Origin of the sequence: Halopseudomonas pelagia, assembly GCF_009497895.1 — a bacterium.
Taxonomy (GTDB): Bacteria; Pseudomonadota; Gammaproteobacteria; order Pseudomonadales; family Pseudomonadaceae; genus Halopseudomonas; species Halopseudomonas pelagia_A.
Genome location: NZ_CP033116.1, coordinates 4,110,423 through 4,122,757 on the forward strand (window position 1 = coordinate 4,110,423; position 12,335 = coordinate 4,122,757).

Consider the following 12,335-nt stretch of genomic DNA (forward strand, 5'->3'; position numbering starts at 1 on the left):
ACAGAGTATTGTCACCATGACCCTGATTGCAGAATATGGCACGATCCTGCTGGTACTGGCCTGCGCCTTCGGTTTCTTCATGGCCTGGGGCGTCGGTGCCAACGACGTCGCCAACGCGATGGGCACGTCGGTCGGCTCCAAAGCACTGACGATCAAACAGGCGATCCTGATCGCCATGGTTTTCGAGTTTCTCGGTGCTTACCTGGCTGGCGGTTCGGTCACCCAGACCATTCGCAGTGGCATCCTTGAATCGGAGATGATCAGTCCCGAGCAAATGATCTTCGGCATGCTCGCCTCCCTTCTTGCCGCCGGCACCTGGCTGTTTATTGCTTCCATGAAGGGCTGGCCGGTTTCTACTACCCATTCCATCATCGGTGCGGTGATCGGCTTTGGTGCGGTTGGCGTGTCGATGGACGCAGTGAACTGGGGCGGGGTTGCACCCATTGTTGCCAGTTGGGTGATATCACCGACGCTGTCGGGCTTCGTTGCCTTTCTGGTGTTCATGAGCGTGCATAAGCTGATTCTGGACACCGAAAAGCCTTTCGAAAACGCGAAAAAATACGTTCCTTTCTATATGTTTGCCGTGGGCTTTTTCGTCACCCTGATGACCGTGACCAAGGGCCTCAAGCACGTAGGCCTGGACCTGAGCCCGTTGCAGAGCTTTGGCCTGGCGGTCGGTTCGGGCTTGGCGGTGACCGCGCTGGGCGTGGTACTGCTGACCCGGGTCAAAGCCGATCCCGAGGCCGACAAAGACTTCCATTTCGCCAGCGTGGAGAAGGTCTTTGCGATATTGATGATCTTTACCGCCTGCGCCATGGCCTTTGCCCACGGCTCCAACGACGTGGCCAACGCCGTCGGCCCGCTTGCAGCGATTGTCGGCGTATTGCAGACCGGGACAATTTCCGACCAGTCCCTGGTGCCTGGCTGGGTGCTGTTGCTGGGTGGTATTGGCATCGTGATTGGTCTGGCGACTTACGGTTACCGGGTGATTGCGACCATAGGCAAGCATATTACCGAGCTGACACCCAGCCGCGGCTTTGCCGCTGAGCTGGCGACCGCTATCACCGTGGTTGGCGCTTCTGGCGCGGGCCTGCCGGTATCAACCACCCACACCCTGGTGGGGGCGGTACTTGGGGTGGGCATCGCCCGCGGCATTGGCGCCCTGAACCTGCGGGTGATTGGCACCATCTTCAGTTCCTGGCTGATTACCCTGCCGGCCGGCGCCGCTCTTTCAATTGTATTTTTCTTTATCCTCAGCGGGATTTTCGGCTGACGCTCACTACCTGGCAGCGTAAGCTGGTTCGACACTGATCGACCGCTTACGCCGCCAGGAGTTTTCAATGGCCATCCCCTCCCTCAGGGCCCAGTTCGACGCCCTGCTCAACGTCCCCTCCATCAGCTGTACTCAGGCCGATATGGATCAGTCCAATCTGGGCGTGGTCAATCTATTGGCCGAATGGCTGAACGCGCTCGGTTTCAGTTGCACCATCCAGGACATTCCCAATGAGCCGGGCAAGGCCAATCTGATCGCGATTCTCGGCTCTGGCCCTGGCGGTCTGGTACTGGCGGGGCACACCGATACCGTGCCATGCAATCCGGAACGCTGGCAGCACGACCCGTTCAAACTGACCGAAGCCGACGGCCGCTGGTACGGGCTGGGTAGTTGCGACATGAAAGGCTTCTTTCCGCTGATTATCGAAGCGCTGAAGGACTACGCAGACAAACCGTTCAAACAACCGCTGATCATCCTCGCCACCGCCGACGAGGAAAGCTCGATGAGCGGTGCCCAGGCATTGGTGGCCAGCGACCTGTTCCACGCTCGGCACGCCGTCATCGGCGAGCCGACCGGCCTAAAGCCGATCCGCGTGCACAAAGGCATCATGATGGAACGGGTCGATATCACCGGCCAGGCCGGGCATTCTTCAGATCCGTCGCTGGGTCGCAACGCCATGGAAGCCATGCATCTGGTCATCAGTGACCTGCTGGACCTGCGTGCTGGCTGGCAGAAGCGCTGGAACAATCCGCTGTTTGGCGTACCGACCCCCACGCTGAACCTGGGCTGCATCCACGGCGGTGACAATCCGAATCGCATCTGCGCCAAATGCGCATTGGAGTTCGACATTCGCCCATTACCCGGCATGGACCCGGATGCGCTGCGCGCCGAAATCAATGAGCGCCTGCAGCTTATCGCCGCCGAGCGTCAGGTCGATATCAGCTTCAACCCCTTGTTCCCAGGCGTGCCGCCGCTGGATACACCGGCCGATGCCGCGATCGTCGCCGCCTGTGAGCAACTGACCGGCTACAACGCTGGCAGCGTGGCCTTTGCCACCGAAGGCCCGTACCTGAACCAGATCGGCATGCAGACATTGATTCTCGGCCCCGGCGATATCGATCAGGCCCATCAACCCGATGAATTTCTGGCGATGGACCGTATCGACCCGACGGTGAAGATACTCCGCGGGCTGATCGAAAAGTTCTGCCTATAAGCTAACGCTTGTTCAGCGGAACGGCGGCTCGTCAAAACTACGCAGCTTGCGCGAATGCAGCGAATTTAGCTGGCTGCGCAACAGATCCAACGCGGCGATGCCGATATGCAGGTGCTGAGTCACGGCGCGTTCATAGAAGGCGCCCGCCGCACCCGGCAATTTGATCTCGCTATGCAGAGGCTTGTCCGACACGCATAACAAGGTGCCATAGGGCACGCGCAGACGGTAACCCTGGGCGGCGACAGTACCACTCTCCATATCCACGGCAATGGCTCTGGCCAGGTTGATCAGCGGCCGCTCCTGGGCCCAGCGCAATTCCCAGTTGCGATCATCGTAGGTCAGCACAGTGCCGGTGCGCAGACGCCGCTTCAGATCGTCGCCGCGCTCGCCGGTGACCGTCGCGGCGGCCTCCTGCAAGGCCATCTGCACTTCAGCCAAAGCCGGAAGCGGAATATTCGGTGGCAGCACCCGATCGAGAATCCCGTCGCGGCGCATATAGGCGTGGGCCAGCACATAGTCGCCAATGCTCTGCGACTGCCGCAGCCCGCCACAGTGACCGATCATTAGCCAGCAATGCGGACGCAGCACCGCCAGGTGATCGGTAATGTTTTTGGCATTGGACGGGCCGACGCCGATATTGACCAGAGTTACGCCGTCGCGGTCATTGGCTTGCAGGTGGTAGGCCGGCATCTGGTAGCGATGCCAGATCACCGTATCGACCAGCGCCTGCATCTGTTCGGCACTCATACCGCGTTCAATCACGATATTGCCGGGCATGATCATGCGCTGGAAACGCGATTCACCCTGCAGCATATCCAGACCGTGGCGGACAAACTGATCCACGTAGCGATGGTAGTTGGTCAACAGAATCCACGGCTGCACATGCCGCCAATCGCTGCCGGTGTAATGCACCAGGCGGCGCAACGAGAAGTCCGTGCGCGCCGCATCAAACAGGGCCAGCGGCATGGGATCCAGCTGCTCCCAATCGAGCAAACCGTCGACGGTGCCATCGGTGACCGCTGACAGATCGGTACTGGGGAATACCCGGGCCAGCTCACCAGCAGTTACACCCGACCCCGCCAGCTCATCACCCTGCTCCACAACATACGGGTAAGGAATCGCCTGCTGGCTGATGCCCACTTCGATATGCAGAGTGAAATCGTTCATCAACGGACGCAGTTGCTCAAGCAGATAAGGGCGAAATGCATCCGGATGGGTCACGGTCACGCTATAAGTGCCCGGCACCTGCACCTTGGCATAGGCGCGCACGGTGCGCGGCACATCCTCCTTGCAGCGGTAGGTTAGGCGCAGCTCCGGGTAACGGAACATGGCCAACTGGTCTGCATCCGGGCGGGTGCGATCCTTCAGGTAGGCCTGCAAGGCCGATCCCAGCGCCTCGGTAGCCTGACGATACAGGGCAGCCAGGCGCTCTACAGCTTCTTCCGGACTGCTGACGGTCACGAATGGAATGGGACGCTCAATTGAATCGGGGCTCACGGGATACTCTCTCAACGGTGAAACATGACTTATCTTGCCTGCAATCGCATCCGTGGGCATAGCCCTGCGCGCAAGGATTGCAATCAGCGCTTGAAGCGAGTCGAACAAAGTCCCTAAACTGCTGTTTTGCCCGGACTGCCACCCATGACCGACTACGTCAACTGGTTCCGCCACTCGACGCCGTACATCAATACCCACCGAGACTGCACCTTTGTTGTGCTGCTGCCCGGCGAGGCATTGGCGCACCCGAATTTCAGCAATATCGTCCACGACATCATGCTGCTCAACAGCCTGGGTGTGCGGCTGGTGCTGGTGCATGGCTCGCGTCCGCAGATCGAGGAGCGTCAGACCGCTCGCGGGCTCAGCTCGCACTATCATAACGACCTGCGCATCACCGACAGCGACACCCTGGCCTGTGTGATGGATGCGGTGGGCAGCTTGCGTATCGCCATCGAAGCGCAGTTGTGTACGGCACCCACCGCGTCCGGTCAGGGCTCGCGGCTGCGCGTGGTCAGTGGCAATTTTGTCACGGCCAAACCCATTGGCGTAGTCGATGGCGTCGACTTTCACCACACCGGCGAAGTGCGGCGGATCGATCGCAAGGCGATCAGCCGGCATCTGGATGAGCAGTCCATCGTATTGCTCTCGTCTATGGGCTACTCGCCGACCGGGGAAGTATTCAATCTGGCCTGTGAAGACGTTGCCACCAGCACCGCCGCCGCACTGGAAGCCGATAAGCTCATCCTGTTCGGGCCCGATGCCGGTATTTTCAATGCCGAAGGCCAGTTGCTGCGCGAACTCAAGCCGACCCGCGCGCAGCCGCTGCTCAACGCCCTGGGCAACAGTTTGCCCGGCTCGCTGCTCAGCGCTGCCTGCAAGGCCTGTGACAAGGGCGTGAGACGCAGTCATATCGTCAGTTTCTGCGACGATGGCGCGCTGCTGACCGAGCTCTTTACTCGCGACGGCGGCGGCACGCTGGTCACTCAGGAAGCCTTCGAGCAGATCCGTACCGCCACCATTGAGGATGTCGGTGGCCTGATCGAACTGCTACGCCCGCTGGAAGAAGCGGGCATATTGGTGCGCCGCTCACGCGAAGTGCTGGAAACCGAAATCGGCCAGTTCACGCTGATCGAGCGCGACAATATGATCATCGGCTGCGCGGCCCTTTACCCGTTGGACGACTCCAGCGCGGCGGAGCTGGCCTGCGTCGCGATCGACCCGAACTATCGGCACGGCGGCCGCGGTGACCAATTGCTTGCGCATATCGAATCCCAGGCCCGGGTGATGAAACTCGATACCCTGTTCGTGCTGACCACGCGCACCGCGCACTGGTTTCGCGAACGCGGCTTCGTACCCAGTTCGGTGGAGCGTCTACCCGCGAAACGCGCCTCGCTATACAATTATCAGCGTAACTCCAAGGTCTTCGAAAAGACCTTGTAAGCCCTCTATTCCGTCCGCGCCAGCCAACCATCCGGTAGCGCGGGCTGCATGCCTGTCGCCAACTTGATATGCTTGCTCGATTGCAACGCACAACGAGATCATCCCCATGCCCGATTATCGCTCAAAAACATCCACCTTTGGCCGCAACATGGCTGGCGCCCGCGCCCTGTGGCGCGCCACCGGCATGAAGGACGAGGATTTCAAGAAGCCCATCATTGCGGTGGCCAACTCCTTCACGCAATTCGTCCCTGGCCATGTGCATCTGAAAGACATGGGCCAACTGGTCGCGCGTGAAATTGAGCGCGCCGGTGGCGTGGCCAAGGAATTCAACACCATTGCCGTGGACGATGGCATCGCCATGGGCCACGACGGCATGCTCTATTCCCTGCCCTCGCGCGAGATCATCGCCGACTCGGTGGAATACATGGTCAATGCCCACTGCGCCGATGCGATCGTCTGCATCTCCAACTGCGACAAGATCACCCCCGGCATGCTCATGGCTGCTCTGCGCCTGAACGTACCGGTGGTGTTTGTTTCCGGCGGGCCGATGGAAGCCGGCAAGACCAAGCTCGCCAGCCACGGTCTGGATCTGGTCGATGCCATGGTGGTTGCCGCCGATGAAAGCAACTCCGATGAAAAAGTCGCCGAATACGAGCGTTCCGCCTGTCCGACCTGTGGCTCCTGCTCGGGCATGTTCACCGCCAACTCGATGAACTGCCTGACTGAAGCCCTGGGCCTGGCGCTGCCTGGCAACGGCTCGTTGCTGGCCACCCACAGCGACCGTGAGCAGTTGTTCCTGCGCGCCGGACGCACCATTGTCGAGTTGTGCAAAAGCTATTACACCGACGGCGACGAAAGCGTGCTGCCGCGCAGCATCGCCAACTTCAAGGCGTTCGAGAATGCCATGACTCTGGACATCGCCATGGGCGGTTCGACCAATACCATCCTGCACCTGCTGGCTGCCGCTCAGGAAGGCGAAATCGAATTCGACCTGCGCGATATCGACCGGCTGTCACGCAAGGTGCCGCAGCTGTGCAAAGTGGCGCCGAATATCCAGAAGTACCATATGGAAGACGTACACCGTGCCGGCGGCATTTTCAGCATCCTCGGCTCGCTGGCCCGCGGCGGTCTGCTGCACACCGACCTGCCGACCGTCCATAGCGCAAGCATGGAGGAGGCGATCGCCGAATGGGACATCACCCAGACTGACGATGAAGCCGTGCATACCTATTTCAAGGCCGGCCCTGCAGGCATCCCGACCCAGACTGCCTTCAGCCAATCGACGCGCTGGGATACGCTGGACCTGGACCGTGAGCAGGGCTGCATCCGCAGCGTTGAGCACGCTTATTCCGCCGAGGGCGGTCTGGCCGTGCTGTATGGCAACATCGCCCAGGACGGCTGCGTGGTGAAAACCGCCGGTGTGGATGAGTCGATCCATGTATTCGAAGGCAATGCCAAGATTTACGAAAGTCAGGACACCGCAGTGAAAGGCATTCTTGCCGACGAAGTGAAGGCTGGCGATATCGTCATCATTCGCTACGAAGGGCCCAAGGGCGGCCCCGGCATGCAGGAAATGCTCTACCCCACCAGCTACCTGAAATCCAAGGGGCTGGGTAAGGACTGCGCGCTGCTGACCGACGGTCGCTTCTCCGGTGGCACCTCAGGGCTGTCCATCGGCCACGCTTCACCAGAAGCCGCTGCGGGCGGTGCCATTGGCCTGGTACGCGATGGCGACAAGGTCCTGATCGATATCCCCAACCGCAGCATCAACCTGCTGGTCAGCGATGAAGAGCTGTCACACCGTCGCGCCGACCAGGACAAGAAGGGTTGGAAGCCGGTCGAGCATCGTCCACGCAAAGTAACCACCGCACTGAAGGCCTATGCACTACTGGCGACCAGCGCGGACAAAGGCGCGGTGCGCGACAAGGCCATGCTCGACGGCTGAGCCGCTATTGGCCTAACTGAACTTCGCCAGAAAAAGTGACAACTACAGCCTTATCTGCACCCAGCGTATGAGCCACTCGCACAGTGGCTCATACGCACCTTTCCAGTCGCCTTCCCATAACCCTAATTGACCCAGCACGTAGGGCCCAAGGCGGCTATTTGCCTGCGCTTAATGCCGGTTCGCGATCAAATATCGCGCCGTAATAATGGCACGTTATCCGGACAGCAAAAAAAGAGTCAATGGAACGTCTGATTGGTAAAACAGTCATACCATTGGTCGGACAAACTGGCCGTTCGCCACTCCATAATGCTGTGCATAAACTGTGATGGCGTTAACATAATCGCAACATGGAGCGTATTACACGGCGTTCCTCTCTGCCGGGCATGGATTCCGATGGACACAACTGCACGCAAACTGCTGCTGGTTGAGATGGATCCGGTCAAACGCGAACAACTGCTCGCATTTTGCCGGTCCAAAGACGATGCCCCGCTGGACGTCGAGGTCTGCACGCGACCCAAGGAAGCGGTCAACCGGCTTGCCGGTGGTGGATTCAGCGCCTGCCTTCTCCCCAATGATCTGAGCCTGTTGCGTGACGTGCGCCGCGTTGCCAACGATACCTTGTGCCTGTTGATCAGCGACGCCAGCGAGCCCGAACACGACAGCACGGCGATTCATGATGGTGCCGACGACATTCTGCTGCGCTCCGAGCTGACCGCAGATGGTCTGCGCCGTGCCCTGGAACACGCCGGTTTCCGCCGCCAAAGTGGCGGCAAACTGGCCCAGCAGGCCAAGCAGGATCCGCTCACCGGGCTGGGCAACCGCGCGATGCTCGAAGAGGAGCTTGATCGGCTGCTGCTGCGCAGCAAGCGCAGCCAGACAGCCTTCGCGCTGCTGTATATCGACCTGGATTACTTCAAACAGATCAATGACAGCTTTGGCCACGGCCTGGGTGATTTGCTGCTCGCGGTTATCGCCAACCGGCTGCGTCGCAGCATGCGCGATCTGGATATGATCACCCGCATTGGCGGTGATGAATTCGTCGCCCTGCTGACCGACCTGCATGATGCGAATGACGCCGCGCTGATTGCCAGCAAGATCATCCACACCCTCAGCGAACCCATCACACTGAACGGGCATCACTTGCTGATTTCCGCCAGCGTCGGCATTGCTACGCATCCGCAGCATGGCAGCAGCGCCTCCGAGCTGTTGAACAACGCCGACCAGGCACTGTATCGGGCTAAAGCCGGCGGCCGTAACGGCTACAGCTTCTACAGCCCGGAAGAGGATGCGCAGACCCAGCACAACCTGGATATCGAACAGGGCCTACGCCACGGCTTGCTCGAGGGCCAGTTTCGCCTGCATTTCCAGCCCATCGTAGACACCCGCAATGGCCACACCCATGCATGGGAAGCCTTGTTACGCTGGCAACATCCGACATTGGGATTGCTGACGCCAGACGCCTTTTTGAAACTGGCTGAACACAGCGGCCTGATATTGCCCATGGGGCACTGGGTCATTGGCAAAGCGCTGGAAGGCATCAAGAAATGGCGCAGCGCTGGGGTGGACTGCCGGCTTTCGATCAACCTGAGTGATCGCGAACTGAAACAACCGCGCTTCGCCGACCAGCTCCGCCAACTGTTGATCAAGAGCGGCGTGCCAGCGAATGTCATTCAACTGGAGCTGCGTGAAGACGCGCTGCTGAAACACGCCAGCCAGGCAGAGAAGCTGTGTAAATCGCTCGCGGCGCTCGGGGTGGATATCTGGCTTGATCACTTCGGCGAAGAGTACGGGGCCATGAGCTACCTGGCCCGGCTACCGATCAAGGGCATCAAGTTGGACGCGCGTAAAATGGCCGATGATGGTGATTACGCCAGCTACCTGCGCAACCTGATCGGCCTGTCGCGCGATATGGATAAGCAGGTCACGGCCAATTACGTAGAAGATGCCCATTGCGCAGAGCAATTGTCCAGCTGGGGCGGAGACTTCCTCCAGGGTTACTGGATCGGCAAGCCTCGGCCTTTGGAAGATGTGATGGGTCAGCCTCTGACCCTGTCCAGCACCTGATAGCGATGCGCAGGATAGTCTGCGCCGCCTGCAACTGCGCGCTCTTCCACCAAGGTCCACTGCGCGCCATCGACTGCCGGAAACCAGGCATCGCCTTCCGGTTCAGCTTCAACCAGCGTCAGATAAAGTCGATCCGCTCGATCAAGCATCTGCCGATACAGGTTCTCGCCGCCAATCACCATGATCTCATCCACGCCATCCAGCACCGCCTGCCGACCAGCCTGCTCCAAGGCGGCGTCCACCGAACCCTGGACCCAGGCCCCGGGCAACTGCAAGCCACTCTGGCGGGTTATGACGATGTTGGTTCTGCCCGGCAATGGTCTGCCCAATGAATCAAAGGTCTTGCGACCCATGACGATCGGCTTGCCCCAGGTCATGCTGCGAAAATACTTGAGATCTTCCGGCAAATGCCAGGGCAACTGGTTATTGCGACCAATCACATGATTGCGACCCATGGCGGCGATTAACGCGATACGCGGCGTGTTCGTCTGCGTCATACCGCCACCGGTGCCTTGATATGCGGATGAGCCTGGTAGCCTTCCAGGGTAAAGTCGTCAAAGGTAAACGCAAACAGATCCGTGACCTCAGGATTCAAGCGCATACGCGGCATCGGGAAGGGTTCGCGAGATAGCTGCAGCTCAGCCTGTTCCATATGATTGGCATACAGGTGGCAGTCACCGCCAGTCCAGATAAACTCGCCCGGCTGGAGTCCACAGACCTGCGCCACCATCAGTGTCAGCAACGCATAACTGGCAATATTAAAGGGCACACCCAGGAAAATATCCGCCGAGCGCTGGTATAACTGGCAGCTCAACTTGCCATCGGCAACATAGAACTGGAACAACGCGTGACACGGCGGCAAGGCCATCTCATCGACCAGCGCCGGGTTCCACGCCGACACGATCAGCCGTCGTGAATCGGGGTTGCTGCGGATCATCTCCAGCACCTTGCCGATCTGGTCAATAGACTCGCCATCCGGCGCTGGCCAGGAACGCCACTGGTAGCCGTAGACCGGCCCCAGATTACCCTCCTCATCCGCCCAGTCATCCCAGATAGAGACACCATTGTCTTTCAGATAAGCGATGTTGGTGTCGCCCTGAAGAAACCACAGCAGCTCATGGATAATGGATTTGAGATGGCATTTCTTGGTCGTCACCAACGGAAAGCCGTCGGCCAGGTCAAAGCGCATCTGATGGGCAAACACGCTGTAGGTGCCCGTGCCGGTCCGATCGCTCTTGAAGGTGCCGTGGTCGCGCACATGGCGCATCAAATCAAGATACTGTTTCACGCTTTACGCCTCCGTTACGGTAAGCCCACGCCATCATCGCGGCGCCTATCAGAATCATCGGCAGGGAAAGTACCTGCCCCATGGTGACCCAACCGAATGCCAGATAACCCAGATGCGCATCCGGCTCGCGGACGAATTCGGCGAGGAAACGGAAAATCCCGTAACAGACACCAAAGAGCCCGCTGACCGCCATGGTCGGGCGCGGCTTGGCTGAGTACAGCCAGAGGATGATAAACAAGGCCACGCCTTCCATCGCAAACTGATATAGCTGCGACGGGTGTCGCGCCAATTGCAGAGGATCGGTGGGGAAGACCATCGCCCAGGGCAGATCGGTTGCCTTGCCCCACAGCTCCGCATTGATGAAGTTGCCAATGCGGCCCGCGCCCAACCCAATGGGCACCATGGGTGCGGCAAAATCCATCACTTCGAAGAAGCGTTTGCCGTTACGCCGGGCGAACCACCATACCGCCAGCAGCACGCCAAGCAAGCCGCCATGAAACGACATGCCGCCCTTCCAGACCTGGAAGATCAGTGTTGGATCGTTGACATAAGATGCCAGATCGTAAAACAGGATGTAGCCAACTCGGCCGCCGGCGATCACACCCAGCGCGACCCAGAACACCAGATCCGAGAGCTTTTCACTGTTCCAGCTTGGATCGAAGGCATTCACCCTGCGGCTGGCCAGCCACCAGGCGCCGCCAATGCCAATCAGGTACATCAAGCCATACCAGTGAATCTGAATAGGCCCGAGCGACAACGCCACCGGATCAATTTGCGGATAAGCCAGCATTCATGCTCCCTACATTAAAAAATTGATGCCCACGCCCACCAATAACAAGGCGAACAGCCGTTTGAGCAATTGTTGTGACAGCCTATGTGCCAACCGTGCGCCAAAACCGGCAAACAGCATACTGGTGGCTGCAATGCCGATCATCGCCGGCAGATAAACGTAGCCGAGGCTCCAATCCGGTAGCGGCGTGACCGCCCAGCCAGTCCAGACAAAACTCGCAGCGCCAGCCAGAGCGATCGGTAGGCCACAAGCTGAAGAGGTTGCCACGGCCTGCTGCATCGGCACGCTACGCCAAACCAGAAAAGGTACAGTAAGGGATCCGCCACCAATACCAAATATCGCCGACGCCCAACCTATCACTCCGCCAGCTACTGTCAAAGCTGGCTTGCCCGGCACATCCGATGAAGCCTTGGGGCGCAAATCAAAAGCCATCTGGATTGCCACCGCAATGGCGAAAACGCCGATAATCTTCTGCAAAATCGCGCCCTGAATCACAGCCGCAGTCATTGCTCCCAGCACGGTACCAAACACAATACCCAACGCCATCCAGAGAAACAGAGACCAGCGAACCGCGCCTTTGAGGTGGTGGGCGCGAATGGCATTAACAGAAGTAAAAGCGATGGTCGCCAACGACGTCCCCACGGCCATATGCGTAAGCACCTCGGGCGCAAATCCTTGCAGGGTAAAGCTGTAAACCAGCACCGGCACAATGATCATGCCACCGCCGACGCCAAATAATCCCGCCAGCGTGCCGGCAAATCCACCTAATACCAGATAGACCAGAAACTCCACACTTACCCCCAGCTTCAAAGGCTACCAGGCGAA

At 59.3% G+C, this 12,335-nt stretch carries 10 protein-coding genes; 5 read left to right on the forward strand and 5 right to left on the reverse strand.

The annotated features are described in order from the left end of the window. The first annotated feature begins 16 nt into the window (after positions 1-16). Together EAO82_RS18885 and argE are read left to right on the forward strand one after the other, a co-directional pair. A complete protein-coding gene (locus EAO82_RS18885; RefSeq protein ID WP_096347110.1) occupies positions 17-1,273 on the forward strand; it encodes an inorganic phosphate transporter in 1,257 nt (418 codons plus the stop codon). Between the two features lie 67 nt (positions 1,274-1,340). Further along, the gene (gene argE, locus EAO82_RS18890; protein WP_096347109.1) at positions 1,341-2,486 is read left to right on the forward strand and encodes an acetylornithine deacetylase; all 1,146 of its coding nucleotides are present in this window, start codon (positions 1,341-1,343) and stop codon (positions 2,484-2,486) included. A gap of 12 nt (positions 2,487-2,498) precedes the next feature. Here argE and amn read toward each other — a convergent pair whose 3' ends face one another. Further along, positions 2,499-4,043, reverse strand: coding sequence for an AMP nucleosidase (gene amn / locus EAO82_RS18895; RefSeq protein ID WP_096347155.1), 1,545 nt, complete (start codon positions 4,041-4,043; stop codon positions 2,499-2,501). Positions 4,044-4,127: 84 nt separating this feature from the next. Here amn and argA point away from each other — a divergent pair, with 84 nt between their 5' ends. The 3 genes from argA (at position 4,128) to EAO82_RS18910 (ending at position 9,432) form a co-directional block, all read left to right on the forward strand. Next, on the forward strand, positions 4,128-5,423 hold the full coding sequence (gene argA / locus EAO82_RS18900) for an amino-acid N-acetyltransferase (RefSeq protein ID WP_096347108.1): 1,296 nt from the start codon (positions 4,128-4,130) through the stop codon (positions 5,421-5,423). A gap of 106 nt (positions 5,424-5,529) precedes the next feature. After that, positions 5,530-7,368 carry a dihydroxy-acid dehydratase gene (gene ilvD / locus EAO82_RS18905; protein WP_096347107.1) on the forward strand — a complete coding sequence of 613 codons (1,839 nt, stop codon included), beginning with the start codon at positions 5,530-5,532 and terminating at the stop codon, positions 7,366-7,368. 393 nt (positions 7,369-7,761) lie between these two features. Next, positions 7,762-9,432, forward strand: coding sequence for an EAL domain-containing protein (locus EAO82_RS18910; RefSeq protein ID WP_174959035.1), 1,671 nt, complete (start codon positions 7,762-7,764; stop codon positions 9,430-9,432). Here the strand turns inward: EAO82_RS18910 and EAO82_RS18915 are convergent. From EAO82_RS18915 to EAO82_RS18930, 4 genes are read right to left on the reverse strand one after another with little or no spacing between them, the layout of a single operon-like run. Beyond that, the gene (locus tag EAO82_RS18915; RefSeq protein WP_096347105.1) at positions 9,405-9,929 is read right to left on the reverse strand and encodes a dihydrofolate reductase; all 525 of its coding nucleotides are present in this window, start codon (positions 9,927-9,929) and stop codon (positions 9,405-9,407) included. The two genes, EAO82_RS18910 and EAO82_RS18915, sit on opposite strands and share 28 nt — an antisense overlap. Beyond that, positions 9,926-10,720 (reverse strand): thymidylate synthase, encoded by a 795-nt coding sequence (locus EAO82_RS18920; protein ID WP_096347104.1) that lies wholly within the window; start codon positions 10,718-10,720, stop codon positions 9,926-9,928. The genes EAO82_RS18915 and EAO82_RS18920 overlap by 4 nt, the downstream gene beginning before the upstream one ends. Continuing rightward, positions 10,704-11,510: a prolipoprotein diacylglyceryl transferase gene (gene lgt / locus EAO82_RS18925; protein ID WP_096347103.1), complete on the reverse strand. Its 807-nt coding sequence runs from the start codon at positions 11,508-11,510 to the stop codon at positions 10,704-10,706. The genes EAO82_RS18920 and lgt overlap by 17 nt, the downstream gene beginning before the upstream one ends. Before the next feature lie 9 nt (positions 11,511-11,519). Further along, positions 11,520-12,302 carry a sulfite exporter TauE/SafE family protein gene (locus EAO82_RS18930; RefSeq protein ID WP_096347102.1) on the reverse strand — a complete coding sequence of 261 codons (783 nt, stop codon included), beginning with the start codon at positions 12,300-12,302 and terminating at the stop codon, positions 11,520-11,522. Between the last annotated feature and the right edge of the window lie 33 nt (positions 12,303-12,335).

What these genes read in the sequence shown, in the direction of transcription:
- argA (WP_096347108.1), top strand. Translation starts at nt 4,128, where the DNA reads ATGACCGACTACGTCAACTGGTTCCGCCACTCGACGCCGTACATCAAT.
- amn (WP_096347155.1), bottom strand. Translation starts at nt 4,043, where the DNA reads ATGCCCACGGATGCGATTGCAGGCAAGATAAGTCATGTTTCACCGTTG.
- EAO82_RS18910 (WP_174959035.1), top strand. Translation starts at nt 7,762, where the DNA reads ATGGACACAACTGCACGCAAACTGCTGCTGGTTGAGATGGATCCGGTC.
- argE (WP_096347109.1), top strand. Translation starts at nt 1,341, where the DNA reads ATGGCCATCCCCTCCCTCAGGGCCCAGTTCGACGCCCTGCTCAACGTC.
- EAO82_RS18915 (WP_096347105.1), bottom strand. Translation starts at nt 9,929, where the DNA reads ATGACGCAGACGAACACGCCGCGTATCGCGTTAATCGCCGCCATGGGT.
- ilvD (WP_096347107.1), top strand. Translation starts at nt 5,530, where the DNA reads ATGCCCGATTATCGCTCAAAAACATCCACCTTTGGCCGCAACATGGCT.
- lgt (WP_096347103.1), bottom strand. Translation starts at nt 11,510, where the DNA reads ATGCTGGCTTATCCGCAAATTGATCCGGTGGCGTTGTCGCTCGGGCCT.
- EAO82_RS18885 (WP_096347110.1), top strand. Translation starts at nt 17, where the DNA reads ATGACCCTGATTGCAGAATATGGCACGATCCTGCTGGTACTGGCCTGC.